The following is a 26,360-nucleotide window of genomic DNA, read 5'->3' as shown; positions in this document are numbered from 1 at the left end:
ACGCCCGGGTCGCGTTCGTACGCTCGACAGCACCGTGACCGCCGCCCGGCTCACCGCCTTCGCCGCCGCCGCGCTCGCCGCCGTCCTGCTCCTGACGCAGCTGCCCGCCGCCAGCGCGCACCCGGCCTCGGCGGCCACCGCCCGTTTTGCGACACTCGCCGGAGATGTCACCAGGGCGGACGGGCACCGCTACGCCCTCACCGACGACACCGGCCGCACCATGGACGCCGCGCAGATCGTCCAGGCCACCGACGGCGCCGACGGAACGTACCTCGCCGTCTACCACACGATGCTCGCCGACGGCCGGTTCCACTCGGCCGTCGCCACCTCCGCCGACCTGCTGCACTGGCAGCGCCGCCACGACTTCGGCGCCGGCTCCAGCCAGCCGACGCTCGCCGCGGACGGCCGCGGCGGCTACGTCCTCGCGTACGAGAAGGACCCGCGCAACCACATCGCGGTACGCGGCTATGCCGATCTGGACGCACTCCTCGCGGGCCGCGCCGCCCACCGCTTCGACGCGCCCCGCACGCTCTCCTCGTGCGCCGAGGGCACCCCGGCGATCACCGCCCTGCGCGGCGACACGATCGAGCTGACCGGTCACTACCGCGCCGACTGCGACACCGACCGCCAACTCACCGCCACCCTCAGGGACTTCACCACCTGGCACGCGACACCCGACCACCGCCTCGACGAGGCCATAGAGGACTACGGCAACAGCGGCAACATCGGGGACCGCGACCGGCTGCGGCTCGCCGGGGAGCCGGTGGTGCTCATCGAGGGGCAGCGGTGGCGCGACGACTTCGGGAGCTGGTCGACGTACGCCTACGATCCCGCGTCCGGCCGAGCCGACCGGATCCCGCTGCGCACGAGCGGAGGCTCCACCTCCTTCGCCAATCCGTCCGCCACCCTGATCACGGACCCTGGCGGTCACCGGGCGCTCCTGGTAAGCCTGTTCATCCCGGCGGAGGGCGCGGCGCCCGGCGAGGCCGGGCAGCTCGTGTACTGGCGAGAGCTGTAGCACACGGGGCGAACTGTGCCCATGGCTTGTGCCGCTCGCATGAAACGGCGTGACGAACATGCGTAGGGTGCAATGAACGAACAGAGCAAGCGGTGGGAGGGAGCGGACGTCATGGATGAACACAAGGAGTCACTCCGCGTGGGCGCGGCCGTCCGGCGTCGGCGCCGGACGCTCGAACTGACCCTGTCCGCCGTCGCCGAGCGCAGCGGCCTGTCGGTGCCGTTCCTCAGCCAGGTCGAGAACGAACGGGCGAGGCCCAGCCGCCGCTCCCTGGAGAAGGTCGCCGACGCGCTCGGCACCACCGCCGTCGAGCTCCTCGCCGCCGCCGACCCGGCCCGCACCGTGGACCTGGTCCGCGCCGACGACACCTCCGTGGAGGAGGACCGGTCCGACGGCGCGGCCTTCGTCGTACGGTCCCTCGTGCGCGGCCACCACCAGATGCACGCCCAGGAATTCGTCGGCGACCACGACCCCGGCCGCGAGTTCCAGCTCCGCAACGACGTCCTGATGCACGTCACCGAGGGTGCCGTGGAGGTGGAGGCGGAGGGCCGCGCCTACCGGCTGGTGCGCGGCGACACCCTGTATCTGACCGGTGGCGTACGGCATCGCTGGCGGGCCACCGTGCCGGACGCGCGCGTACTGGTCGTCGCGGTCGCCGAGCACATCGAAGCGGTCGACGAGCCGGGGCCGAAGTAGGGGATCGCGCCGTGCGTGTCGTCTCCCTGGTGCCGTCGCTGACCGAGGCGGTCGCCGTCACCCTGCCGGACGCCCTCGCCGGCGCGACCGACTGGTGCACGCACCCGGCGGGCCTGGACGTGGCGCGGGTGGGCGGCACCAAGAACCCCGACGTCCCGGCGATCGTCGCGCTGCGCCCCGACCTGGTCGTCGCCAACGAGGAGGAGAACCGGGAGCCCGACCTCGCCGCCCTGCGCGCCGCGGGAATCGAGGTACTGGTCACCGAGGTGCGTCAACTCCCGCAGGCCGTAAGGGAACTGGACCGGGTCCTGCGGGCGTGCGGGGCGCGCTCGCGGCCCCGCTGGCTGGACGAGGCGGAGGCGGCGTGGAGCGAACTCGCCCCTCCGGAGCGGCGATCGACGGCGGTGATCCCGATCTGGCGCCGCCCGTGGATGGTCGTCGGCCGCGACACCTTCGCCGGAGACCTGCTCGCCCGCCTCGGCGTCGACAACGCCTACGCGGACCACGCGGAGCGCTACCCCCGCATCCCGCACGAGGAACTGGACGCGGTGGAAAAGGACTTGGTGGTCCTGCCCGACGAGCCGTACCGTTTCACCGCCGACGACGGGCCGGAAGCGTTCATGGCACCGTCGGCACTGGTCAGCGGGCGCCATCTCACCTGGTACGGGCCCTCGCTGAAGGAGGCGCCGAAGGTGCTGCGCCATCAGCTGGGGGAGCGGTGTGAGTAAGCGGCGCTACGTCGCGCGCGGGGTGCCCGGGGGCTACCGCGTCTGGGACAACCGCGGGCGCCGCTACTGGGGCGACCACTACGAGCTCTGCCCCGACGAGCTCCTGGCCGAGCTCAACGGGGCGGCGGACCAGACCCGGATCACGGCGCTGGTCAAGCGCTACCGGGCCCTCAAGCGCTGAGCGCTACCGATACGGCTGTCGCTACCGCGCCGGCGGTGCGAGCAGCCGTCCGCCGATCAGCCCCCGCGCGGTCCGCACCGACGCCACCGCCCAGGCCGCGACCAGGGCCACGTAGAGCACGAGCGCGAGCCCGTCGAACACGGCGAGCCCCGTGTGCTTGCCGAGCCCCTCCGCGCCGGTGACACAGGTACCGACGGGGAACGTGAACGCCCACCACGTCATCGCGAACCCCATGCCCTTGCGCCGGGCCCGCACCACCATGGCCACGGCGAGCGCCAGCCACATCAGGGCGAACCCCATCACCGGCACCCCGTACAGCACCGCGAAGGCGGTGAAGCCGTGCGCGTACGAGGCGGGGAGCACGCCGCCCGCGACGTCGGCGAACTTGTTGGCGGCGGTCGTCGACTGGCCGAGGGGGCCGAGGACGAGGAACAGGGTCGGGGTCAGCGGCAGCGGCAGCGGCCCCGCGGTGACGAGCCGGGCGAAGATCACCGGCAGCATGACCAGCGTCGCGAGCAGGCTCAGCCCGAACATCCCGTGGCAGGCGAGGAGCAGGGTCTGCTGCCACTGCCCCGCGGGCAGGTGCGGCACGAGCAGCGGGCCGAGGGCGGCGGAGACCATGGGCGCCACGACGGGCAGCAGCCACACGGGCGAGGCCTGCGCGACCTCGATCCGATGCCGTACGACCATCAGGTACGGGATCGCCACGGCGCAGGCGAGCCCGAGGGCCGTGCCCACGACGAACAGCACGGTGTCGACGGCGAGCGCGGCGTCGAGCCCGATCCAGTCCTGCCCGACGAGCAGCGTCCCGCCGCCGACCGCGAGCAGCGCCATCGACAGACAGCCGTAGAACGGGGCCACGGCCGGGTCGAGGAGATGGGCCCGCGCCTGGTCGCGATGGTGGACCCAGTGCAGCACCCGGGCGGTGAGCACCGCCCCCAGCAGGACGAACGACAGCGCCCACACCACCGTGCAGGCGGTCCGCAGCCCGGTGAACTGCACGGGCAGCGTCGCGCCGGCGTTCGCGACGATCGCGGTGCCCATGACGGCGGCGTACCAGTTCGGGCCGAGGTGGCGGACGGCGGCGACGCGGACGCCGGTGGCGGGGACGGAGTGCGAGTGGGCGACGGTGACCATGGCTCCACGCTCCTCTGTCGACAGGGGGCCCACCAGGGACGTTGCCACTATGAGGGCATAACCTGGCCTTATGGGCACGGAGCGGCAGGGGCGACGGGAGCAGCAACCAGGGCGCGAGTCACCGCCGGGCATGCTCGCCCACCGCGTCCCCGACCTCGGCGCCCTCGAACTGCTCCTCGCCGTGGCCCGGCTCGGCAGCCTCGGCGCGGCCGCGCGGGAGCTCGGCATCACCCAGCCCGCGGCCAGCAGCCGCGTCCGCTCCATGGAGCGCCAGCTCGGCCTGGCCCTGGTCGACCGCTCGCCGCGCGGCTCACGGCTGACCGACACCGGGGCGCTCGTCACCGACTGGGCGCGGCGGATCGTGGAGGCCGCGGAGGAGTTCGACGCGGGGGCGCAGGCGCTGCGCGACCGCCGGGACTCGCGCCTCACGGTGGCGGCGAGCATGACGATCGCCGAGTACCTGCTGCCGCGCTGGCTGCTCGCGCTGCGCGCGGCCCGCCCGGACACGGCGGTCTCGCTCCTCGCGGGCAACTCGGCGGCGGTCGCGGAGCGGCTCATCGGGGGCGAGGCGGACCTCGGTTTCGTCGAAGGCGTCTCGGTGCCCACGGGGCTGGACTCGACGGTCATCGCGCACGACCGCCTGATCGTGGTGACGGCGCCCAGCCATCCCTGGTCCCGCCGCCGGAGGCCCCTGACGGCGGACGAACTCGCGGCGACCCCGCTCATCCTGCGCGAACGCGGCTCGGGCACCCGCCAGGTCCTCGACGAGGCCCTCGGCGGCCTGGCCCGCCCGCTGATCGAGCTCTCCTCGACGACGGCGGTGAAGGCCGCGGTGGTGAGCGGGGCGGGCCCCTCCGTCCTCAGCGAGCTGGCCGTCGGCGAGGAGCTGACGTCCCGCCGCCTGGTGGAGATTCCCTTCGACGCGGCCGCGGCTCCGCTGACGCGGGCCCTCCGCGCGGTCTGGCCCACGGGCCACCGCCCGACGGGCCCGGCGAGAGATCTGCTGAGCCTGACAAGGTCCTGACCGGGGCGCGGGCCCGTATCCATCAGCGGCACCGCCGCGGGGCGCGACACGCCACGGCGGCGCTCCGCACCCGAAAAGCACTGGCACCCCCGGCCTCGTATCGGCCAGGCTTCCGCCATGACCCAGGCCCCGCCCGCCACCGGCGAACGAACCCCGTGGTCGGATCTCCCGGCCCACGTCGAACAGGCCCTGACGGAGAAGCTGGGCGCCCCCGTGCGGCACGCGCGGACACGGGCCGGCGGATTCTCCCCAGGAGTGGCGGCCAGCGTCACCCTCGCCGACGGCCGCCGCGCCTTCGTCAAGGCGGTCAGCGCCGAGGCGAACCCGCACAGCCCGAACATGCACCGCAGGGAGGCCGAGAACGCGGCCCGGCTCCCGCCGGAGGCCCCCGTCCCGCGCCTGCTCGCCACGTACGACGACGGCACCTGGGTCGCCCTGGTCTTCGAGGACATCCAGGGCAGCCAGCCGCATGTCCCCTGGCGGCAGCCGGAGTTGACCCGCGTCCTGGAGGCCGTCGGCGCGCTGTCCGCCACCCTCACCCCGGCCCCGTTCCCGGCACCCCGCGTGGCCGACGACCTCGCCAAGGCCTTCGCCGGCTGGCGCCACCTGGCCGACCCGGAGCGGGCGGCCGCCGCGCGCCTGGACCCCTGGACCGCCCGCAATGTGCACGCGCTCGCCGAACTCGCCGCGCCCTGGGGCGAGTTCGCCTCCGGTGACACGCTCGTCCACGGCGACCTGCGCGCCGACAACATCCTGCTCACCGAGGAGCGCGTGGTCTTCGTCGACTGGCCGCACGCCATGCGCGCGGCGCCGTGGCTGGACCTGCTGGTGATGCTCCCGTGCGTACGGGCGCAGGGCGGGCCCGACCCCGAAGAACTGTTCACCGCGCACCCCTCGGGCCGGGACGCGGACCCGGAGGGCGTCACCCGCACCCTCGCCGGACTCACCGGCTTCTTCCTCGGCCACGCCGCACGCCCGGCCCCGCCGGGCCTGCCGACCCTCCGCGCCTTCCAACGGGCCCAGGGAGAAGCGGCATTGGCGTGGCTGAAGCGGCGGCTCAGAAACCGTGCGGGGTGCCGGCCGCTCGTACCAGACCTTCCGTGACGCGCGTGTCGTCCCCCATCTCGGGATGCCACTGCACCCCGATCACCCAGGACATGCCGGGCAGCTCGACCGCCTCGACGGTGCCGTCGTCCGCGTGCGCCGACACGACCAGGCCCCGGCCCAGACGGTCCACGGCCTGATGGTGGTACGTCGGCACGTCCGCCGGGTCCGGGACCAGATCCCCGTACCGGGTGCCGGGCACCGGCGTCACCTTGTGCCGCCCGAAGACGCCCGTCTCCTCGACATGTCCGTCGAGGTGCTGGGTCAGCGTGCCGCCGAGCGCCACGTTCAGCAACTGCATGCCGCGGCAGATGCCGAGCAGGGGGGTCCCGGACGTCAACGCGGCCCGGATCAGGGCGAGTTCCCAGGTGTCCCGCTCCTCTGCGGGCGGCCCGGTGCGCGGGTCGCGCTCGGCCTTGTACCGCTCCGGCGCCACGTCGGGGCCGCCCGCCACGATCAGCCCGTCGAGCCGCGCCACCACCGACGGGGCGTGCCGGGCGTCGTCCGGCGGCACCATCGCGGCGAGCCCGCCCGACGACTGCACCAGCTGCGGGTAACCGGCCGGGAGGAGCGCCGCGGGCAGCTCCCACACACCCCAACTGGCCTTCTTCTCCAGATAGGTGCTGATGCCGATCAGCGGCCTGCTCACCATGGTGCTGCGCTCCCCACGTCCGGTCCGTCCTGGGCGTTGCCCGCGCCACCGTACGAGATCATCGCGAGGAACACCGCGCTGTTCAGCATGCGGTCACCCGGCGGCGCCCCCCAATGGACCGAACACGTACCAATGGAAGAGGGGCGGTCGTGAGGCCGTCAGGTCAGGAACCCGCGCAGCAGGGCGGCGGTGCCCGCGCAGTGCTCGCGCATCATCTCCCGCGCGCCGTCCGCGTCGCCGTCGAGCACGGCGTCCACCAGCGCCGTGTGCTGACGCTGCGAGTGCTCCAGATTGCGGACCAGCAGCGGGATGCAGTCCAGGAGGTCGTTCACCGTCGCGCGCACCGCCGCGTACTGCGCGGCGAGCGTGGGCGACCCGCACAGTTCGGCGAGCGTGAGGTGGAGCAGGGTGTCCCGGCGGCGGTAGTCCGTCAGCGGTGCGTCATGGGTGTCCGCGAGCGCGGCGCGCAGCCGTGCGGCCCGCGCCTCGTCCAGGCCGTGCGCCGCGCACAGCCCGGCCGCCCCCACCTCCAGGACCTCGCGGAAGCGCAGCACGTCCTCCACGTCGACGCCCCTGATGCGGCGCCGCAGCTCGTCCTCGCCGGCCCCCTCCGGTCGCGGCAGCACGAACGTCCCGCCGTACCGGCCGCGCCGCGCCTCGACGAGCCCCTGGTCCTGCAGCACCTTCAGGACCTCGCGCAGCGTCACCCGGCTGATCCCCAGACGCTCCGCCAACTCCCGCTCGGACGGCAGCCGTTCACCCCGCGCCACCAGGCCGAGCCGGACCACCTGGAGGATCTGTTCCAGGGCCTCCTCGAAGCCGTTGCCCGCCCGCACCGGGCGCAGCACCGTCGCGAGACCGGCCGCGCGGCCGCCTTCGGTATTGGTGGGCGACATGAGCCCCGACCCCCTTCCCAAGCAATGGTTGCGGCCCATACCTTATGACGCATTGGCTCATGGCGGACCCGAGGAGGCCTTTCCCGTGGCAGACCGCACACCCCCGCTCTCGGTCGAGGAGCTGCACGCCGGCGTCGCGAGCGGAGAGATCGACACCGTCGTCCTGGCCTTCCCCGACATGCAAGGGCGGCTGCAGGGCAAGCGGTTCGCCGCCCGCTTCTTCCTCGACGAGGTCCTGGCCCACGGCACCGAGGGCTGCAACTACCTCCTGGCCGTCGACACCGACATGAACACCGTCGAGGGCTACGCGATGTCGTCCTGGGAGCGCGGCTACGGCGACTTCGCCATGCACCCGGACCTCACCACCCTGCGCCGCGTCCCCTGGAACGCGGGCACGGCCCTGCTCGTCGCCGACCTCGCCTGGAACGACGGCTCGCCCGTCGTCGCCGCGCCCCGCCAGATCCTGCGCCGCCAGCTGGAGCGGCTCGCCGAACGCGGCCTCACCGCGCAGGTCGGCACGGAGCTGGAGTTCATCGTCTTCAAGGACACCTACGAGCAGGCGTGGGACGCGAACTACCGGGGACTGACCCCGGCCAACCAGTACAACATCGACTACTCCGTCCTCGGCACCGGCCGCATCGAGCCCCTGCTGCGCCGCATCCGCAACGAGATGGAGGCGGCCGGCCTCACCGTCGAGTCCGCGAAGGGCGAGTGCAACCCGGGACAGCACGAGATCGTCTTCCGCTACGACGAGGCGCTCGTCACCTGCGACCAGCACGCGATCTACAAGACCGGCGCCAAGGAGATCGCCTCCCAGGAGGGCGTCTCGCTCACCTTCATGGCGAAGTACAACGAGCGCGAGGGCAACTCCTGCCACATCCACCTCTCCCTCGCCGACGCGGACGGCAACAACGCCATGGCCGGTCCGGACGGGATGACCGACCTCATGCGCCACTTCCTCGCCGGACAACTGGCGGCGCTCCGCGACTTCTCCCTCCTCTACGCGCCCAACATCAACTCCTACAAGCGCTTCCAGCCGGGCTCCTTCGCCCCGACCGCCGTCGCCTGGGGCAACGACAACCGCACCTGCGCGCTGCGCGTCGTCGGCCACGGCCGCTCCCTGCGCTTCGAGAACCGGCTGCCCGGCGGCGACGTCAACCCGCACCTCGCCGTCGCGGGCCTGATCGCCGCGGGCCTGTACGGCGTGGAGCACAAGCTCGAACTCCCCGACGCGTGCGCGGGCAACGCCTACACCGCCGCGTACGAGCATGTGCCCAGCACCCTGCGCGAGGCCGCCGAGCTCTGGGAGAACAGCCCCGTCGCCCGGGCCGCCTTCGGGGACGAGGTCGTCGCCCACTACCGCAACATGGCGCGGGTCGAACTCGACGCGTTCGACGCCGCGGTGACCGACTGGGAGCTGCGCCGCTCCTTCGAACGCATGTGAGGATCGCCCGTTGACCGAGCTGCTCCACGTACTGAACCCGGCGACCGAAGAGGTCGTCGCGACCGTCCCGGCGGCCGATGCCGCCGACGTCGACCGCGCCGTGGCACGCGCCGTCGTCGCCCAGCGCGCCTGGGCCGCGGCCGCCCCCGCCGACCGGGCCCGCCTGCTGCGCCGCTTCGCCGACACCGTCGACGCGCACGTCGAGGAGCTGGCCCTCATCGAGGTGCGCGAGGCCGGCCACCTCATCGGCAACGCCCGCTGGGAGGCGGGCAACTTCCGGGACCTCCTGGAGTACGCCTCCGGCGGCATCGAGCGCCTCACCGGGCAGCAGATCCCGGTCCCCGGCGGCTGGAACGTCACCTTCCGCGAACCGCTCGGTGTGGTCGGCGTCATCGCGCCCTGGAACTTCCCGATGCCCATCGCCGGCTGGAGCTCCGCACCCGCGCTCGCGGCGGGCAACGCGGTGATCCTGAAGCCCGCCGAGACCACCCCGCTCACCGCGCTCCGCCTCGCCGAACTCGCCCTGGAGGCGGGCCTGCCCGAGGACATCTTCCAGGTGCTGCCCGGCCACGGGCACATCGCGGGCCGCGCCCTCGTCGAGCACCCGGACGTCGCGAAGATCGCCTTCACGGGGTCCACCCGCACCGGACGCGAGGTCATGGAGCGGTGCGCGGCCCTCATCAAGCCCGTCACGCTCGAACTCGGCGGCAAGAGCCCGAACATCGTCTTCGCCGACGCCGACCTCGGTGCCGCCGCCGACCCCTTCGCGTTCCTCGACAACTCGGGCCAGGACTGCTGCGCCCGCACCCGCATCCTCGTACAGGAGTCGGTGTACGAGGAGTACGCCGAGCTGCTCGCGGCGGCGGTGCGGGCCGTGGTGGTGGGTGACCCGGCCGACGAGAAGAGCCAGATGGGACCGCTGATCTCCCGTCAGCAGCTCGACCGGGTGCGGGAGTTGGTTCCGGAGGACGCCGCCGCGATCCGGGGGAGTGCCCCGGCCGGGCCCGGCTTCTGGTTCCCGCCGACCGTGCTCACCGGTCAGGCGCCCGACGCGCCCGCGGCGCGGGAGGAGATCTTCGGGCCGGTCGCGGTCCTGCTCCCGTTCACCGACGAGGCGGACGCGGTCCGGCTCGCCAACGACACGGCCTACGGACTGTCCGGCTCCCTGTGGACCCGCGACGTGGGCCGCGCCCTGCGCGTCGCCGGAGCCGTCCGCGCGGGCAACCTCTCCGTCAACTCGCACTCCAGCGTGCGCTACTGGACCCCGTTCGGCGGATACAAGCAGTCCGGGATCGGCCGCGAACTGGGCCCCGACGCGCTGGCCGCCTTCACCGAGACCAAGAACGTCTTCATCAGCACGGAGGACCCGCACAGTGACTGAAGGAATCATCTGCCGCCGTCTCGTCGGCCGCACCGCCGTCATCACCGGCGCCGGCAGCGGCATCGGCCTCGCCACCGCCCGCCGCCTCGCCTCCGAGGGCGCGCACGTCGTCTGCGGCGACATCGACGAGACCGCGGGAAAGAAGGCGGCCGAGGAGGTCGGCGGCACGTTCGTGAAGGTCGACGTCACCGACGCCCAACAGGTCGAGGCCCTCTTCAAGACGGCCTACGACACCTACGGCTCCGTCGACATCGCCTTCAACAACGCCGGCATCTCCCCGCCCGACGACGACTCGATCCTCGACACGGGCCTGGAGGCGTGGAAGCGCGTCCAGGACGTCAACCTCACCTCCGTGTACCTGTGTTGCAAGGCCGCCATCCCCTACATGCGGGAACAGGGCAAGGGCTCCATCATCAACACCGCCTCGTTCGTGGCCCGGATGGGCGCGGCGACGTCCCAGATCTCGTACACGGCGTCCAAGGGCGGCGTGCTCGCCATGTCCCGCGAGCTCGGCGTGCAGTTCGCCCGCGAGGGCATCAGGGTCAACGCCCTGTGTCCCGGACCGGTCAACACCCCGCTGCTGCGGGAGCTGTTCGCCAAGGACCCCGAGCGGGCGGCGCGCCGCCTCGTGCACATTCCGGTCGGCCGGTTCGCGGAGGCGGACGAGATCGCGGCCGCCGTCGCCTTCCTGGCCAGCGACGACTCCTCCTTCGTCAACGCCTCCGACTTCCTTGTGGACGGCGGGATCTCGGGCGCCTACGTCACGCCTCTGTAGGGGACGCGTCATGTAGGTGTACGGTCCCGAGACATGCGTAACAGAGATGTTGCCGCGTGGACTTCGGCCGTGGTCACCGCCCTGGTGGCCACGGCTCTTGTCTCTCCTGCGGCCGCCGCCACGTCCGCGTCCACCGGGTCCGGCTCCGGAAGGTGCCCGCAGCTCTCGAAGAAGCTGCCGTGGTACGGGGAGAACCGGGACCGACTCCAGAAGATGATCGACGAGCGCGGGACCTGCAACGGTCAGCACGGCCCGCGCCCCGTCGCCGCGTTCGACTGGGACAACACCGTCTCCAAGAACGACGTCACCGACGCCACCATCGCCTGGGCCCTCAAGCACGACAAGATCCTGCGGCCAGCGAGCTGGAAGAAGTCCAGCAAGTGGATGACCGACGACGCCGACAAGGCGCTCACCGCCGCCTGCGGCACCGCCGTCCCCGTCGGCTCCCCGCTGCCCACCTCCACCGACACCGACTGCACGGACGAGATCTTCAACATCCGTGAGTCCGGCAAGACCATGAGCGGCGCCGCCGCGTTCGCCGGCGACTGGAACCACCGCTGGACGGTGCCCCAGTACGCCTGGGTGCCGCAGCTGTTCGCCGGCCACACGGTCCCCGAGCTGGAGTCCTACGCGGCCGCCGCCCGCAAGGAGGCCCTCGCCGCGCCCGTCGGCGCCACCCAGAAGCTCGGCACGCACACCATCCCCGGCTACGTCCGCTACTACGACCAGCAGCGCGACCTCATCCGGACGCTGCAGAAGGCCGGATTCGACGTCTACATCGTGTCCGCGGGGTCCGAGCCGGTGACGGAGGTCTGGTCGAAGGGCGTGGGCATCGACCGGAAGCACACCATCGCGATCCGCTCCGTGCTCGACCGCAAGGGCCGCATCACCACGTACAACGAAGGCTGCGGCGGCACCGGCCGCACCCAGGGCGAGGCCATCCCGTACATCGACGGCAAGCGCTGCTGGATCAACCAGGACATCTACGGTGTCAAGGGCAAGGCCGCCTGGAACAAGCAGAGTTGGCACCAGCGCATCGCCCTCGGCGGCGGTGACGCCGACACCGACGTGACCTTCGTCGGCGACGCCACCGGCGCACACCTCGTGCTCAACCGGAACAAGAACGAGATCATGTGCCGGGCCTACGACAACGCCGACGGACGCTGGGTCGCCAACCCGATGTTCATCGAGCCGCTGCCGCAGAAGACGGGGACGTACCCCTGCTCGACCGCCGCCTACAACAAGCCGGAAGGCGGCTTCGGACCGCTCCTGCGTGACGACGGCTCGGTCGTCCCCGACCAGGTGGACTCCATCCACTGATCCGACCGATCCGACCGATCCGACCGATCCGACCGATCCGACGCCGGGCGGGGGCTACAGGAACGTGTAGCCCTCGCCCCGGTACGTCGGCACCGTCTCGGTCACGGTGTCCCCGGACACGAGATGCAGCACCTCGAACCGCTCGCACAGCTCCCCGGCCTTCGCGTGCCGGAACCACACCTTGTCGCCGATGAGCAGATCGTCCGCGGGCGCGCCGATGAGCGGCGTCTGCACCTCGCCGGGCCCCTCCTGGGAGTCGTAGCGCAGGCCCTCCGGCAGATACGGCACCGGGAGCCGGTCGGCGCCCGCGGCACCGGACGCCGGATACCCGCCGCCCAGCACCGTCACCACGCCCACCCCGGGGCGACGCACCACGGGCTGCGCGAACAGCGCGGCCGGACGCCCGCTGAAGGACGTGTAGTTGTCGAAGAGCCGCGGGACGTACAGCCCCGAACCGGCCGCGATCTCGGTGACGGCGTCCTCGGCCGCCGTGTGCTGCACGCTGCCGGTTCCGCCGCCGTTCACGAACTCCAGGTCCGGGGCCACCGCGCGCACGGCCCGCACCACCTCGCCGCGCCGCGCGGCCAGTTCCTTGCGGGCGGCGGCCTGCATCAGCCGGATCGCCCGCGACCGTACCGGCCGTCCCGCGATCGCGTCGCCGACCCCGGCCACATGACCCTCGTACGCCATGATGCCCACGAGCTTGAACCCGGGCCGCCGGGCCACGACCCGTGCCAGATCGGCGAGTTGGGACGGGGTACGCAGCGGCGAGCGCAGCGCGCCGACCCGCACCCGGCCGCCGAGCACCCGCCACGACGTGTCGAGCTCCAGACAGACGCGGATGTCCTCACCGCCGCCGTCCCGGGCCTCGTCGATGAGCCGCAGCTGCGCGGGATCGTCGACCATGACGGTCACCGCGGCGGCCAGCTTCGGGTCGTGCGCCAGCTCGGCGAACCCGGCACGGTCGGCCGACGGATAGGCCAGGAGGATGTCCTCGAACCCCGACCGGGCCAGCCAGACCGACTCGGCCAGCGTGAACGACATGATCCCGGCGAACCCCGGCCGCGCCAGCACCCGCTCGAGCAGCGCCCGGCAGCGCACGGACTTGCTGGCCACCCGGATCGGCTTCCCGCCCGCGCGTCGCACCAGGTCGTCGGCGTTCGCGTCGAAAGCGTCCAGGTCGACGATCGCCACAGGGGCGTCGAGATGAGCGGTGGCCCGGTCGAAGCGGGCGCGATCGGCTGCACGGGGTGTCATGACCGCAGCCTGCCAGACACGATTACCGCAGGGTAGGGGGACGTTCCGGGCAGATCGGCCGAGCACGTGGACTGAATCCTCCGGTACGTGGCCGAGCCCGTTAGAGTGACGCGCAAGCAGGCTGAGGAAACGGGGAGGCATGAGCACGGAAGCGCGACGCGTCCCTCCCCTCCCTCCCCTCCCGCCCCGCCCTCCGGAGACCGCCGTTCCGCCCCGCCCCGCGCAGGAGCCCGCGGCCGAACGCCCGGACGCGGCCCCGCCGTTGCCGACCGCGCCCCCGGCGCCGGCCCCGTCCTCCCGCCTCCCGGACTCGCCCCCGACCACGGTGCTGCGCCCCGCCAGGCGCGAGGCGAGGGCCGAGGCGACGAACGGCGACGGCGCGTCACCCGCCGGCACCTCGGCAACCGCCCACGGCGTCAAGGCCCCCCGCCCCACGGCACACCCGGGCCCCCTGCCCCCCGAGGTCCCGACGCCGCGTCCCGCCGAAACCACCACCCGCCTGCGCCCGATCCCGCCGGCACCGCCGATACCACCGGCACCCGCCGCACCACCGATCCCGCCGGCCCCGCCAACCACAGCCCCCCGCAGGCCCGTCGGCACCGTCGACCTCACCCCCCTCCCGGGCACGACCGGCCGGCCCTTCGTGCGGTTCGCCCGCCCCGAGCACTACGACGACAGCACTACGAGGCTGCGCCCCATCGGCGCCCGCCTCGCGCCCCGGGCCGCCGCGGCCGCGGCCTGCCTCGTGCTGGGCCTCGGCCTGCTCGGCGGCGCCACCACCGGCTCCCTTCTCACCGGCGACGACGGAGACGGCACCGTGTCCGCGCAGAGCGCCTACCGCGAGGCGGGCGAGCTGTGGCACAGCATCCCCGTCGACCGGCTGTTCCCGCCCACCCTGAAGGGCGAGGGCGCGGGCCCCGGCGGCGCCGACCGCACCTGGACGCGGATCGCCGTCGCCCCCGACAGCGGCTGCAAGGACGCCTTCGACCCGCTGCTGCACAAGGCCCTGAGCCCCGCGGGCTGCCTGCGCCTGCTGCGCGCCACGTACACCGACTCGACCCAGAGCAACGTCACCACCGTCGGCCTGATGTTCACCAGGGCCGACGTCGAGGCGACCAGCACGCTGCGCACCCGCTTCACCGAACAGGGCCTGGACCGGCGCGCCGACCTCATGCCCCGCCCGTACGCCGCCAAGGGCACCGCCGCCGCTGACTTCGGCGACGCCCAGCGCGCGTCCTGGACCATCAACGTCCTGACCGACGCCCCCGTCGTGGTCTACGCGGTCTCCGGCTTCGCCGACGGCCGCACCGTCTCCGACCCCCAACCCGCCGCCGACGCCATGAAGTCGGGCGCCACCACCGCCCCCGCCCAGGCGGGACTCGGCCACGAGGCCCAGGGCATCGCCGACCGGATCGAGCGGGGCCTGCGCAAGGCGGTCCAGAAGCAGTCCACGGAGCAGCCGTCATGAACCGCCGACACCGGCTCGCGATCCTCACGACGGCCGCGACGCTCACCCTGCTCCCCGCCACGGCCGCGCACGCCGACTCGGTCCGCGCCCAGCAGTGGGGCCTCACCGCCCTGCACACGCAGGAGGCCTGGCACACCACGAAGGGCAAGGGCATCACCGTCGCCGTCCTGGACACGGGCGTCGACGACGAACACCCGGACCTGACGGGCAACGTGCTCGCGGGCAAGGACCTCATCGGCTTCGGCGCCGAGCGCGGCGACCGTCCCTGGGCCCGGCACGGCACCGCCATCGCCAGTGTCATCGCGGGCCACGGCCACGGCAAGGACCACGGCGACGGCGTCATGGGCGTGGCCCCGGAAGCGAAGATCCTGCCCGTCCGCGTGATCCTGGAGGACGGCGACTCGTCCCGCGCCAAGGCCCGCGAGACCCGCGGAAACGCGCTCGCCGACGGCATCCGCTGGGCCGCCGACCACGGCGCCGACGTCATCAACCTCTCCCTCGGCGACGACTCGTCCACCGCCCACGCCGAGGCGAGCGAGGACGACGCCATCCAGTACGCCCTGAAGAAGGGCGTCTCCGTCGTCGCCTCGGCGGGCAACGGCGGCGAGAAGGGCGACCACATCTCCTACCCGGCCGCCTACCCGGGCGTCATCACGGCCACCGCCGTCGACGCGACCGGCACCCGCGCCTCGTTCTCCACCCGCCGCTGGTACGCCACGGTCGCCGCCCCCGGCCGCGGCATCGTCACCGCCGACCCCGACCGCAAGTACTACTCGGCCTGGGGCACCAGCGCCGCCTCGGCGTTCGTCTCCGGCGCGGTCGCCCTGATCCGCGCCGCGCACCCGGGCCTGACCCCGGCCCAGATCAAGCAGCTCGTCGAGGGCACCGCGCAGGACCCGCCGGACGGCGGCCGGGACGACTCCCGCGGCTTCGGCATGGTCGACCCGGCGGCGGCGATCACGGCGGCCCGCAAGCTCAAGCCGGAGACCCTGACCTCGGCCGCGTACGGCGAGAAGTACTTCGGTGACGGCCCCGCGGACCCGGACGAAGAGGGTCAGGCCACCTGGGTCGGCCTGGTGGCGGGCGGTCTCGGCGTCGTCCTGGTCGGCGCGGCCGTCTACCTGTGGCGCGGCCACCGCCTCACGCGGCGCCGCTGACCACCGGCACCGCGGCCTTCGCCACGGCCTCGACCAGCGAGATCCCCGCGTCCTTGGTGGCGCTCCCGTCGGAGACCACGGCCACCAGGTACCGCTTCCCGTCGACGGTCACCCGGCCGACGCTGTTGATGTCCCACAGCCCGGTCGTGCTGCGCCGCAGCCACCCGTTCTTGAGCGCGAGACCGTCGCCGTCACCGGCGGCGGACACCCCCCATCGCTGATCGGACTCGACGTTGCCCATCAGCTCCTCGACGTACGCGCGCGAGGACGCGTCCAGCACCTGATCGCTGTCGCCCGCCACCCCGAACACCTGACGCAGCAGAGCGAGTTGATCGGCCGCGGTGGTCTGTGTGAGCCCCCACAGCGGGCCGTCGCCACCGGTCGTCCCGGTGAGCCCGAGCCGCTCGTTGGCGGCGTCGAGCCCGTCGGCCCCGCCGATGATGTCCCACACCGCGGTGGTCGCCGAGTTGTCGCTGTTCTCGATCATCGCGGCGGCGTACGCCTTCTCCTGGCCGGTCAGCGACCGCCCCTCGTCCTGGGCCCGGAGCAGCAGCGCGGCGAGAACGTCGACCTTCACGATGCTGGCGGTGTCGTACGTCCTGTCGTCCTCGCCGGAGCTGTACGCGGCACTCGTTCCGTCCGCCACGTCGAGCACGGCGACGGAGAAGGTCCCGTCCCGGCCCTTCAGTGCTTCGGCGAGCAGGGCGTCCGGGTCGACGGTGGGCGAGGCGGACGGCGACGACGAGGGCGACACGGACGGACCTCCAGCGGCAGCGGACGCGTGCGACACCAGCGCGGTCGCGTCGTGCGCCTGCGCCTTCACGTAGACGGTAGTGGCGGCGGTACCGGCGAGGAGCACCGAGGACGCGACGGCCGCGTACAGGACAGGCCGCCGACTCCGCTCACGGCGCCGGGAACCACGGGATCCGGGGGACATGCGGCCGATGGTGCGACCGCGTCCTGTGGGGACCATGAGGCCCGGCTCAGGGTCCGCTGAGAACCCGCGCCCGTGACCTCGGTAGGGTCGGTGAACGTGGCGAACAAGAACATTCCCGACCCCGGCTTCTCCGACGACGACGGCACCGCGGACCCGCGTCTGACCGAGGCCCTGGCCGCCTGGTCGGCGGACCGCACGGCCCACGGCCCGGTCCTGGAGGCACTGAAGGGCGCCCGCCTCCTCGTCCCCGTCGTCGCCGTGCTCGGCGAGGTGGAGGAGGGCAACGAGGAGGGGCGCGAAGCTCGAAACAAGGGCGGTGGTGGGAGACGGGTGGGCGGGCTGCGCCGCGAGAAGACGAGCGACATGGCGGTCCCGACCCTGAAGGCGGGCCACCGCACCGCGCTCCCCGCCTTCACCTCCACCGCGTCCCTCGCCCTGTGGGACCCCGAGGCCCGCCCGGTCGCCGTCCCGCTGCACCAGGCGCTCCAGGCCGCCGCCCACGAGAAGGCCGACACGGTCGTCCTCGACCTCGCGGGCCCGGTCCCGTACGAGCTGACGGGCCCCGCCCTGTACGCCCTCGCGGAGGGCCGCACGACCACGGACCCGCTGACCGATCCGGCGGTCAGGGACGCGGTCCGCGCGGCGGTCGCGGCGGAGCCGGCGGTGTCCCGCGCATATCTGGGACCGGGACCGGCGGACGGCACGCTGGCCCTGGTCGTGGACGCGGAGGCCGACGTCCAGGCGGCCGCCGGCGCGGTGGCCGCCCGCATCGCGGCCGACGAAACACTGAGGGCCCGCCTGGCGCGCGGCCTCGACCTGGCACTCCTGCCGGCCGAGGCCACGCTTCCGGGCGAGCCCCTTTACGTACGTGGCTGAGCGTCGTCCCTAGCCGTAGACGGCGCCCGTGTACTTCTCGCCGGGGCCCTGGCCGGGCTCGTCGGGCACGATCGACGCCTCGCGGAAGGCGAGCTGCAACGACTTCAGCCCGTCGCGCAGCGGCGCGGCGTGGAAGGACGAGATCTCGGTCGCGCTGCCGTCGAGCAGACCGGCGAGGGCGTGGATCAGCTTGCGCGCCTCGTCGAGGTCCTTGTGGGCGTCGCCCTCCTCGGTGAGGCCCAGCTTCACCGCGGCGGCACTCATCAGGTTCACCGCGACGGTCACGATGACCTCGACCGCCGGAACCTCGGCGATGTCACGGGCCAGCGCGTCGTAGTCAGGCGCTTCGACAGAAGAAGGGGTGGTGTCACTCATGCGTCACACGATATGCCGCCCGTGCACCCGGTTGGGCGCACCCCCCAAGTGCTGCTAACCTTGTGTAACGACCGGCCGGACACGCCCTTGCGAAAGTCAGCGAGTTCCGGCCCACAAGTGGAGGCTCCGATCTCCCACCTGGCCGCCCGGCACATAAGGGCGGCGGGTCACCGGTCAGACGGTCCCCATCGTTCCGTACGGACGATGGAACCGTCCGATAGCGCGCCCCGCGGTCACACCGTGGCGGTGCTCCGGTAGTTCTTGGAGCCCCCCATGTGTACCGTCCGGGGCATTTTTTGTGCGCCGGCGCGGTTGGTACTTACGTAAAAGACGTACGCGGCGGTCCGCCAGACCGTCGTGTGGTGCTACCGAGGAGGATCCATCAGCGCCGAGCCCCGCATCAACGACCGGATTCGCGTTCCCGAAGTGCGACTTGTCGGTCCCAGCGGCGAGCAGGTCGGGATTGTTCCGCTTGCCAAGGCCCTTGAGCTCGCTCAGGAGTACGACCTCGACCTGGTCGAGGTGGCGGCGAACGCCCGTCCCCCTGTCTGCAAGCTCATGGACTACGGGAAGTTCAAGTACGAGTCGGCCATGAAGGCCCGTGAGGCGCGCAAGAACCAGGCGCACACGGTCATCAAGGAGATGAAGCTCCGGCCGAAGATCGACCCGCACGACTATGACACCAAGAAGGGTCACGTCGTCCGGTTCCTCAAGCAGGGTGACAAGGTCAAGATCACGATCATGTTCCGTGGTCGCGAGCAGTCCCGGCCGGAGCTCGGCTACCGACTGCTGCAGCGTCTCGCGAACGACGTCGAGGACCTCGGTTTCGTCGAGTCGAACCCGAAGCAGGACGGTCGAAACATGATCATGGTTCTCGGCCCGCACAAGAAGAAGACCGAGGCCATGGCCGAGGCCCGCGAGGCGCAGGCCGCCCGCAAGGCCGACGCGAAGGCCAACCCCGGCAAGTCGCAGAACGCCGCCGAGGACCTGTCTTCCGAGGAAGCTGCCGAGGCTCCGGCCGAGGCCCCCGCCGAGGCTCCTGCCGAGGCATGATCCGCCGGCGCACAGCCTGTGCGCCACGGATACCAACTGACACAACTGACGTTCCCCCGCGGCCGGTTCGCGCCCCAGGCACGGACCGGCCGGGAACGCCACTGACGAGGAGAGAACGGCGCTATGCCGAAGAACAAGTCGCACAGCGGTGCCAGCAAGCGCTTCAAGGTCACCGGCTCCGGCAAGGTGCTCCGTGAGCGCGCCGGCAAGCGCCACCTGCTCGAGCACAAGTCGTCGCGCCTGACGCGCCGCCTCACCGGCAACGCCGAGATGGCCCCGGGCGACGCCAAGAAGATCAAGAAGCTTCTCGGCAAGTGATGCTCGGGTGCCCCGCACCCTGAGCATCGACTGACCGGGACCTATTCGAATTCGGGTCGGGTGACGACAACCCCGGCCCCGCTACAAGGAGTTACAAAGTGGCACGCGTCAAGCGCGCGGTAAACGCGCACAAGAAGCGTCGGGCGATCCTCGAGCAGGCCAGCGGTTACCGCGGTCAGCGTTCGCGTCTGTACCGCAAGGCCAAGGAGCAGGTCACCCACTCCCTGGTCTACAACTACAACGACCGCAAGAAGCGCAAGGGCGACTTCCGTCAGCTGTGGATCCAGCGCATCAACGCCGCTGCCCGCCAGAACGGCATGACGTACAACCGCCTCATCCAGGGTCTGAAGGCCGCCAACATCGAGGTGGACCGCAAGATCCTCGCGGAGCTCGCCGTCAACGACGCCAACGCGTTCGCCGCGCTGGTCGAGGTTGCGCAGAAGGCGCTTCCGGCGGACGTCAACGCGCCGAAGGCTGCCGCCTGATCGCTCCGCTGAGCCGGACGTGATTTTCGGACCCGCAAGCTTGCCGCTTGCGGGTCCGAGTGCGTTCGGTGTCCCGTCTGCCATCGTCTGTTGTGTGCCGTGTGCGGACCGGCTGTGGCTGGTCGCGCCGTTCCTCGCGCCCCTTCGGGGGCGCTTCTTCCCCAGGTGAGTTGTCATGGTTGCTGCCCCCGAGCTGATCTCTCCCAAGTCGCCCCGCGTCTCCGCCGCCCGGCGGCTCGGTAAGCGGAACTTCCGGGGGAAGGAGCGGCTGTTTCTCGCCGAGGGGCCGCAGGCCGTGCGGGAGGCCGCCGCGCACGGTGGGCTCGTGGAGATGTTCGCCACCGTCGAGGCCGCGGAGCGGTACGCCGACATCGTGGGCGAGGCCCGTGAGGCCGGGGCCCGGGTGCACCTCGCCGACGAGAGCGTCATCGCCGACATCTCGACCACGGTGACACCGCAGGGGCTCGTCGGGGTCTGCCGGTTCCTGGACACGCCGTTCGAGGAGATCCTCGCGGCGCGGCCGAAGCTGGTCGCCGTACTCGCACACGTGCGCGACCCCGGGAACGCCGGGACCGTGCTGCGGTGCGCGGACGCGGCCGGTGCCGAGGCAGTGATCCTGACCGACGCCTCCGTGGACCTGTACAACCCGAAGGCCGTGCGCGCCTCCGTGGGGTCGCTGTTCCATCTGCCGGTCGCCATGGGCGTGCCCGTCGAGCAGGCCGTCGCCGGGCTCAAGGACGCGGGCGTACGGATCCTCGCCGCCGACGGGGCGGGGGACGACGACCTCGACGACGAGCTCGACAAGGGGACCATGGGCACCCCGACCGCCTGGGTCTTCGGGAACGAGGCCTGGGGACTGCCCGAGGAGACCCGCGCGCTGACGGACGCCGTGGTGCGCGTCCCCATCCACGGGAAGGCCGAGAGCCTCAACCTCGCGACGGCGGCCGCCGTGTGCCTGTACGCCTCCGCTCGTGCACAGCGCGCCCCCGGAGGGTGCCGTTCCGTCACGGACAGCTAGTAGGGTGACCACCTCGGGCCTGGTCCTGGATGGGGACGAGAGGTGGGACACGGGGAGATGAGCGTCGTCGGCACGAGCAGTTCGCGAGGAGTGCGGGGACGGTGGGGACCGACCGTGCCCCCGCGTGACCGCGACGATCTCGCCGGCCTGGGAGTGCACCCCGACGAACTGCCCGACGGACTCGTCGTCGCCGACGAGAGCGGCCGCGTCGTCTCCTTCAACGCCGCCGCCGAGCGCATCACCGCCGTACCGCGGGAGCGTGCCCTCGGCGAGCCGCTGGAGCGCGCGCTGCCCCTGGAGGACCTCGAAGGACGCCGCTGGTGGCAACTGACCGATCCGTACGGCGGACTCGCCACGCGCATCGGCCAGCCCGAGCGGAACCTGCTGCTGCCCGGCGGGCGGGAGGTCCTGGTCACCGCGCGCTATGTGCGCGGCAGGCCGACCGGTCCCGTGCGCCGCGTCGTCATCTCGATCCGCGACACCGAGGCCCGGCGCCGCACCGAGCGCAGCCACGCGGAGCTGATCGCCACCGTCGCCCACGAGCTGCGGTCCCCGCTGACCTCGGTCAAGGGATTCACCGCCACGCTCCTCGCGAAGTGGGAGCGGTTCACCGACGAGCAGAAGCGGCTGATGCTGGAGACCGTCGACGCCGACGCGAACCGCGTGACGCGGCTGATCGCCGAACTGCTCGACATCTCACGGATCGATTCGGGCCGTCTCGAAGTGCGGCGCCAGCCCGTCGACATCGGCGCCGCCGTCTCCCGGCACATCCAGGCCCATGTGGCGTCCGGGCAGGCGGCCGACCGTTTCCTGCTCCGGGTGGAGCAGCCGCTGCCCGATCTGTGGGCGGACCCCGACAAGGTCGACCAGGTGCTCAGCAATCTGCTGGAAAACGCCGTGCGGCACGGCGAAGGATCGGTCACCATTGCCATCGAACCCGCCGCACCCACTGAGCCGGTCGGCACGTCGGTCACGGTGAGCGACGAGGGCACCGGCATCCCGGAGGAGTCCATGAACCGCGTCTTCACCCGCTTCTGGCGGGGCAGCAAGCGCGGCGGCACGGGCCTCGGGCTGTACATCGTCAAGGGCATCGTCGAGGCCCACGGCGGGACCATCACGGTCGGGCGGGCGCCCGGCGGCGGCGCCGAGTTCCGATTTACGTTGCCCGTGGCGACGCCCGCGTATCTCACCAGCTGAGCGCCGGGCCCCCACGGGCGCAGTCGTACACGTCACCCCCGTTAGACTCGTCCTTTGGCACGTTTGCGTCCCTGCCACTCGACGGCCGTCGAACGCGTCTGCGGGACCCTCAGCCACGCCAATCGGAAGCACGGGAAGAGATGTCGGCACCGAACAAGTCGTACGACCCTGTCGAGGTCGAGGCACTGAAACCGGAAGAGATCGAGCGGGCCCGGGACGAGGCGCTCGCCGCCTTCGCCGCCGCGGACTCGCTCGAGGCGCTTCAGGAGGCCAAGGTCGCGCACACCGGCGGCACGTCGCCGCTGTCGCTCGCCAACCGCGAGATCGGCGCGCTGCCCCCGCAGGCCAAGGCCGCGGCCGGCAAGCTCGTCGGGCAGGCCCGCGCGGCCGTCGGCCGGGGCCTCGCCGCCCGCCAGGCCGAACTGGAGGCCGAGCGCGACGCGCGCGTCCTGGTCGAGGAGGCCGTGGACGTCACGCTGCCCTACGACCGCACTCCGGCCGGCGCCCGCCACCCGCTGACCACCATGATGGAGCGCGTCGCGGACGTCTTCGTGTCCATGGGGTACGAGATCGCGGAGGGCCCCGAGGTCGAGGCGGAGTGGTTCAACTTCGACGCCCTGAACTTCACGCCTGACCACCCGGCGCGGCAGATGCAGGACACGTTCTTCGTCGCCGGTCCCGAGGGCCGCGAGAAGACTGTCGGCGACGAGTCCGGTGTCGTCCTGCGCACCCACACCTCGCCCGTGCAGGCGCGTGCGCTGCTCGACCGTGAGCCGCCCGTCTACGTCGTCTGCCCCGGTCGCGTCTTCCGCACCGACGAGCTGGACGCCACGCACACCCCGGTCTTCCACCAGATCGAGCTCCTCGCCATCGACGAGGGCCTGACCATGGCGGACCTGAAGGGCACCCTCGACCACATGGTCCAGGCGCTCTTCGGCGACGACATGAAGACGCGGCTGCGGCCCAACTACTTCCCGTTCACCGAGCCGTCCGCCGAGATGGACATGGTCTGCTACGTCTGCCGCGGCGAGTCCGTCGGCAACCCGGACCGTCCGTGCCGCACCTGCGGCAGCGAGGGCTGGATCGAGCTGGGCGGCTGCGGCATGGTCAACCCGCGGGTCCTGACGGCCTGCGGTGTGGACCCCGAGAAGTACAGCGGGTTCGCCTTCGGGTTCGGCATCGAGCGGATGCTGATGTTCCGCCACAACGTCGAAGACATGCGAGACATGGTCGAGGGTGACGTCCGGTTCACCCGGCCGTTCGGGATGGAGATCTGATGCGGGTCCCGCTTTCCTGGCTGCGGGAGTACGTCGACCTCCCCGCCACCGAGACCGGCCGCGACGTGCAGGCCAAGCTGGTCGGCGTAGGGCTTGAGGTCGAGACCGTCGAGCAGCTCGGCGCCGACCTCAAGGGCCCCCTCGTCGTCGGCAAGGTGCTGACGATCGAGGAGCTCGAGGGCTTCAAGAAGCCGATCCGGTTCTGCACCGTCGACGTCGGCACCGCCAACGGCACCGGTGAGCCGCAGGAGATCGTGTGCGGCGCCCGGAACTTCGCGGTCGGCGACAAGGTCGTCGTCGTGCTGCCCGGCGCCGAGCTGCCCGGCGGTTTCGCGATCGCCGCGCGCAAGACGTACGGCAAGACCTCGCACGGCATGATCTGCTCCAGCGACGAGCTCGGCATGGGCGACGACGGCACGCACGGCATCATCGTGCTGCCGCCGGAGTACGAGGCCGGCACCAACGCCATCGAGCTCCTGGAGCTGGTGGACGAGGTGCTCGACATCGCCGTCACGCCGGACCGCGGCTACTGCCTCTCGATGCGCGGCATCGCCCGCGAGACCGCCACCGCGTACGGGCTCCCGCTGCGCGACCCGGCCCTCCTGGACGTGCCCGCGCCGAACGCGCACGGCTACCCGGTCAAGGTCGCCGACCCCATCGGCTGCGACCGCTTCACCGCGCGCACCGTGACCGGGCTGAGCCCCGAGGCCCGCTCGCCGATCTGGCTGCAGCGCCGTCTGCAGAAGGCCGGCATGCGCCCGATCTCGCTCGCCGTCGACGTCACGAACTACGTGATGCTGGAGCTCGGTCAGCCGCTGCACGCGTACGACCGTTCCCTCGTCCAGGGCGCGATCGGTGTGCGCCGGGCGCAGCAGGGCGAGAAGCTCACCACCCTCGACGGCACGAAGCGCACGCTGGACGCCGAGGACCTCGTCATCACCGACGAGCGCGGCCCGATCGGCCTCGCCGGTGTCATGGGCGGCGCCAACACGGAGATCGCCGATCACCCCGACAACGCTGAGGGCGCCGGGACCACCGACGTCGTCATCGAGGCCGCGCACTTCGACGCGATCACCATCGCCCGCGCCGCGCGCCGTCACAAGCTGTCCTCCGAGGCGGCCAAGCGCTTCGAGCGCGGCGTCGACCCGCAGGCCGCGTCCGCCGCGGCGCAGCGCGTCGTCGACCTCCTCGTGCTGCTCGCGGGCGGTACGGCCGAGGAAGGTGTCACCGAGGTCATCTCCCCGGGCGCCCCGCACACCATCACGATCCCGGCGGACCACCCGGACAAGGTCGCGGGCGTGGCGTACGGCCGCGAGACCGTCGTGCGCCGCCTCCAGGAGGTCGGCTGCGACGTGTACGGGCAGGACGACCTGACCGTCACCGTCCCGTCCTGGCGCCCCGACCTGACCGACCCGAACGACCTCGCCGAGGAGGTCATCCGGCTCGAGGGCTACGAGAACCTGCCCTCCACCCTGCCGAAGCCCCCGGCCGGCCGCGGTCTCACCGAGCGGCAGCGGCTGCACCGCCGCGTCGGCCGTGCGCTGGCCGGTGCCGGGTACGTCGAGGCCCTGAACTACCCGTTCATCGGGCAGGCCGTCCTCGACCAGCTGGGCCTGGCCGCCGACGACCCGCGCCGGGTCACCGTCGACCTGGTCAACCCGCTCTCCGACGAGGAGCCCTCGCTCCGTACGACGCTGCTGCCGGGCCTGCTCGGCGCGCTGCGCCGCAACGACGGACGCGGCTCGCACGATCTGGCGCTCTTCGAGACGGGCCTGGTCTTCCGGCCGACCGGCGACGAGCACAAGGCCGTCCGGCTGCCCGTCGACCGTCGCCCGACCGACGAGGAGATCGCCGAGCTCACCACCGCGCTGCCGCGTCAGCCGCGCCGCGTCGCCGTCGTCCTCGCGGGCGCCCGCGAGCAGGCCGGCTGGTGGGGCAAGGGTCACCCGTCGACCTGGGCCGACGCCGTCGAGGCCGCGCGCGCCGTGGCCCGTGAGGCCGGGGTCGAGCTCGCCGTCGACCAGGATCAGCACGAGCCGTGGCACCCGGGCCGCTGCGCCGCGCTGTACGTGGTCATCGACGGGGAAAAGACCCTGGTCGGTCACGCCGGCGAGCTGCACCCGCGCGTCGTCAAGGCGCTCGGACTGCCCGCCCGCACCAGTGCGATGGAGCTGGAGCTCGACCTCGTGGAGCAGGCGAGCGAGGGTGCCCTGCAGGCGCCGCGCATCTCCACGTTCCCCGTGGCCACCCAGGACGTCGCGCTCGTCGTCGACAAGGACGTCCCGGCCGCCGCCGTGGAGCACGCGCTGCGACTCGGCGCCGGTGAACTCCTCGAGGACATCCGCCTGTTCGACGTGTACGAGAACGCGGAGCAGCTCGGCGAGGACAAGAAGTCCCTCGCCTACGCGCTGCGCTTCCGCGCGACCGACCGCACCCTGACCGTCGAGGAGGCCAGCGCCGCCCGCGACACCGCGGTCGCGCAGGCCGCCGAGAACATGGGCGCGGTCCTGCGCGGCGCGTAACGGCGCAGGCAGGACGCTCGTGAGGGGCGCACCCGGGTCACCGGGTGCGCCCCTCACTCGTTCG

The 26,360-nt window shown here is 72.4% G+C and carries 26 protein-coding genes; 20 read left to right on the top strand and 6 right to left on the bottom strand.

What is annotated here, in order from left to right; translation table 11 throughout:
• The first annotated feature begins 34 nt into the window (after positions 1 to 34).
• The 4 genes from B072_RS0136860 to B072_RS0136845 all read left to right on the top strand — a co-directional run bounded on the left by B072_RS0136860 (position 35) and on the right by B072_RS0136845 (position 2,623).
• On the top strand, positions 35 to 1,018 hold the full coding sequence (locus tag B072_RS0136860; protein WP_018535002.1) for a hypothetical protein: 984 nt from the start codon (positions 35 to 37) through the stop codon (positions 1,016 to 1,018).
• Positions 1,019 to 1,129: 111 nt separating this feature from the next.
• Positions 1,130 to 1,714 (top strand): helix-turn-helix domain-containing protein, encoded by a 585-nt coding sequence (locus tag B072_RS0136855; RefSeq protein WP_026246681.1) that lies wholly within the window; start codon positions 1,130 to 1,132, stop codon positions 1,712 to 1,714.
• Positions 1,715 to 1,725: 11 nt separating this feature from the next.
• Entirely contained in the window at positions 1,726 to 2,442 is a 717-nt protein-coding gene (locus B072_RS0136850; RefSeq protein ID WP_018535000.1) for a helical backbone metal receptor, read from the top strand.
• Entirely contained in the window at positions 2,435 to 2,623 is a 189-nt protein-coding gene (locus tag B072_RS0136845; RefSeq protein WP_026246680.1) for a hypothetical protein, read from the top strand. Before B072_RS0136850 ends, B072_RS0136845 begins: the two co-directional genes overlap by 8 nt.
• A 21-nt stretch (positions 2,624 to 2,644) precedes the next feature.
• On the opposite strand, the gene B072_RS0136840 is transcribed toward B072_RS0136845, so the two are convergent.
• A complete protein-coding gene (locus B072_RS0136840) occupies positions 2,645 to 3,760 on the bottom strand; it encodes a TDT family transporter (RefSeq protein ID WP_018534998.1) in 1,116 nt (371 codons plus the stop codon).
• Positions 3,761 to 3,830: 70 nt separating this feature from the next.
• On the opposite strand from B072_RS0136840, the gene B072_RS0136835 reads away from it, so the two are divergent.
• Both B072_RS0136835 and B072_RS0136830 read left to right on the top strand, forming a co-directional pair.
• The gene (locus tag B072_RS0136835; RefSeq protein ID WP_106433008.1) at positions 3,831 to 4,784 is read left to right on the top strand and encodes a LysR family transcriptional regulator; all 954 of its coding nucleotides are present in this window, start codon (positions 3,831 to 3,833) and stop codon (positions 4,782 to 4,784) included.
• Between the two features lie 117 nt (positions 4,785 to 4,901).
• Positions 4,902 to 5,888, top strand: a complete 987-nt coding sequence (locus B072_RS0136830; protein WP_018534996.1) for a phosphotransferase family protein — start codon at positions 4,902 to 4,904, stop codon at positions 5,886 to 5,888.
• On the opposite strand, the gene B072_RS0136825 is transcribed toward B072_RS0136830, so the two are convergent.
• Together B072_RS0136825 and B072_RS0136820 are read right to left on the bottom strand one after the other, a co-directional pair.
• Positions 5,842 to 6,540: a gamma-glutamyl-gamma-aminobutyrate hydrolase family protein gene (locus B072_RS0136825; RefSeq protein ID WP_018534995.1), complete on the bottom strand. Its 699-nt coding sequence runs from the start codon at positions 6,538 to 6,540 to the stop codon at positions 5,842 to 5,844. The two genes, B072_RS0136830 and B072_RS0136825, sit on opposite strands and share 47 nt — an antisense overlap.
• Positions 6,541 to 6,698: 158 nt before the next feature.
• Positions 6,699 to 7,436 (bottom strand): FadR/GntR family transcriptional regulator, encoded by a 738-nt coding sequence (locus B072_RS0136820; RefSeq protein WP_018534994.1) that lies wholly within the window; start codon positions 7,434 to 7,436, stop codon positions 6,699 to 6,701.
• Between the two features lie 85 nt (positions 7,437 to 7,521).
• Here B072_RS0136820 and B072_RS0136815 point away from each other — a divergent pair, with 85 nt between their 5' ends.
• The 4 genes from B072_RS0136815 to B072_RS0136800 are packed head-to-tail and all read left to right on the top strand — an operon-like array spanning position 7,522 to position 12,356.
• On the top strand, positions 7,522 to 8,880 hold the full coding sequence (locus B072_RS0136815; RefSeq protein WP_018534993.1) for a glutamine synthetase family protein: 1,359 nt from the start codon (positions 7,522 to 7,524) through the stop codon (positions 8,878 to 8,880).
• A 10-nt stretch (positions 8,881 to 8,890) separates the two neighbouring features.
• Positions 8,891 to 10,261 (top strand): aldehyde dehydrogenase family protein, encoded by a 1,371-nt coding sequence (locus B072_RS0136810; protein ID WP_018534992.1) that lies wholly within the window; start codon positions 8,891 to 8,893, stop codon positions 10,259 to 10,261.
• On the top strand, positions 10,254 to 11,036 hold the full coding sequence (locus B072_RS0136805; protein ID WP_018534991.1) for a 3-oxoacyl-ACP reductase: 783 nt from the start codon (positions 10,254 to 10,256) through the stop codon (positions 11,034 to 11,036). Before B072_RS0136810 ends, B072_RS0136805 begins: the two co-directional genes overlap by 8 nt.
• A gap of 33 nt (positions 11,037 to 11,069) precedes the next feature.
• A complete protein-coding gene (locus tag B072_RS0136800; RefSeq protein WP_026246678.1) occupies positions 11,070 to 12,356 on the top strand; it encodes a hypothetical protein in 1,287 nt (428 codons plus the stop codon).
• A 54-nt stretch (positions 12,357 to 12,410) separates the two neighbouring features.
• On the opposite strand, the gene B072_RS0136795 is transcribed toward B072_RS0136800, so the two are convergent.
• Positions 12,411 to 13,613 (bottom strand): amino acid deaminase/aldolase, encoded by a 1,203-nt coding sequence (locus B072_RS0136795; protein WP_026246677.1) that lies wholly within the window; start codon positions 13,611 to 13,613, stop codon positions 12,411 to 12,413.
• Positions 13,614 to 13,752: 139 nt separating this feature from the next.
• On the opposite strand from B072_RS0136795, the gene B072_RS49505 reads away from it, so the two are divergent.
• Together B072_RS49505 and mycP are read left to right on the top strand one after the other, a co-directional pair.
• Positions 13,753 to 15,081 carry a hypothetical protein gene (locus tag B072_RS49505; RefSeq protein ID WP_063746488.1) on the top strand — a complete coding sequence of 443 codons (1,329 nt, stop codon included), beginning with the start codon at positions 13,753 to 13,755 and terminating at the stop codon, positions 15,079 to 15,081.
• Positions 15,078 to 16,238 (top strand): type VII secretion-associated serine protease mycosin, encoded by a 1,161-nt coding sequence (gene mycP, locus B072_RS0136780; protein ID WP_018534987.1) that lies wholly within the window; start codon positions 15,078 to 15,080, stop codon positions 16,236 to 16,238. Before B072_RS49505 ends, mycP begins: the two co-directional genes overlap by 4 nt.
• On the opposite strand, the gene B072_RS0136775 is transcribed toward mycP, so the two are convergent.
• Complete coding sequence (locus tag B072_RS0136775; RefSeq protein WP_018534986.1) at positions 16,222 to 17,175, bottom strand: serine hydrolase; 954 nt, start codon at positions 17,173 to 17,175, stop codon at positions 16,222 to 16,224. The two genes, mycP and B072_RS0136775, sit on opposite strands and share 17 nt — an antisense overlap.
• A 96-nt stretch (positions 17,176 to 17,271) precedes the next feature.
• Here B072_RS0136775 and B072_RS0136770 point away from each other — a divergent pair, with 96 nt between their 5' ends.
• On the top strand, positions 17,272 to 18,051 hold the full coding sequence (locus tag B072_RS0136770; RefSeq protein WP_026246675.1) for an SseB family protein: 780 nt from the start codon (positions 17,272 to 17,274) through the stop codon (positions 18,049 to 18,051).
• Between the two features lie 9 nt (positions 18,052 to 18,060).
• Here the strand turns inward: B072_RS0136770 and B072_RS0136765 are convergent, their stop codons facing one another.
• Positions 18,061 to 18,426 carry a DUF1844 domain-containing protein gene (locus B072_RS0136765; RefSeq protein WP_018534984.1) on the bottom strand — a complete coding sequence of 122 codons (366 nt, stop codon included), beginning with the start codon at positions 18,424 to 18,426 and terminating at the stop codon, positions 18,061 to 18,063.
• A gap of 357 nt (positions 18,427 to 18,783) precedes the next feature.
• Here B072_RS0136765 and infC point away from each other — a divergent pair, with 357 nt between their 5' ends.
• From infC to pheT, 7 genes are all read left to right on the top strand, one after another.
• Complete coding sequence (gene infC / locus B072_RS0136760; protein ID WP_078506702.1) at positions 18,784 to 19,479, top strand: translation initiation factor IF-3; 696 nt, start codon at positions 18,784 to 18,786, stop codon at positions 19,477 to 19,479.
• A 123-nt stretch (positions 19,480 to 19,602) separates the two neighbouring features.
• Positions 19,603 to 19,797 (top strand): 50S ribosomal protein L35, encoded by a 195-nt coding sequence (gene rpmI / locus B072_RS0136755; RefSeq protein WP_007829094.1) that lies wholly within the window; start codon positions 19,603 to 19,605, stop codon positions 19,795 to 19,797.
• A gap of 98 nt (positions 19,798 to 19,895) precedes the next feature.
• The gene (gene rplT / locus B072_RS0136750) at positions 19,896 to 20,282 is read left to right on the top strand and encodes a 50S ribosomal protein L20 (protein ID WP_006350245.1); all 387 of its coding nucleotides are present in this window, start codon (positions 19,896 to 19,898) and stop codon (positions 20,280 to 20,282) included.
• A 175-nt stretch (positions 20,283 to 20,457) separates the two neighbouring features.
• Positions 20,458 to 21,300, top strand: a complete 843-nt coding sequence (locus tag B072_RS0136745; RefSeq protein ID WP_018534982.1) for a TrmH family RNA methyltransferase — start codon at positions 20,458 to 20,460, stop codon at positions 21,298 to 21,300.
• A 57-nt stretch (positions 21,301 to 21,357) separates the two neighbouring features.
• A complete protein-coding gene (locus B072_RS0136740; RefSeq protein WP_026246674.1) occupies positions 21,358 to 22,497 on the top strand; it encodes a sensor histidine kinase in 1,140 nt (379 codons plus the stop codon).
• Between the two features lie 140 nt (positions 22,498 to 22,637).
• Positions 22,638 to 23,774 carry a phenylalanine--tRNA ligase subunit alpha gene (pheS, locus tag B072_RS0136735; RefSeq protein ID WP_018534980.1) on the top strand — a complete coding sequence of 379 codons (1,137 nt, stop codon included), beginning with the start codon at positions 22,638 to 22,640 and terminating at the stop codon, positions 23,772 to 23,774.
• Entirely contained in the window at positions 23,774 to 26,296 is a 2,523-nt protein-coding gene (gene pheT / locus B072_RS0136730) for a phenylalanine--tRNA ligase subunit beta (RefSeq protein ID WP_018534979.1), read from the top strand. The genes pheS and pheT overlap by 1 nt, the downstream gene beginning before the upstream one ends.
• The last annotated feature ends 64 nt before the right edge of the window (positions 26,297 to 26,360 follow it).

This window comes from Streptomyces sp. HmicA12 (assembly GCF_000373565.1).
Taxonomy (GTDB): domain Bacteria; phylum Actinomycetota; class Actinomycetes; order Streptomycetales; family Streptomycetaceae; genus Streptomyces.
Note: the sequence above shows the minus strand (reverse complement) of the source record. Positions and strands in the feature narration are given on the sequence as shown.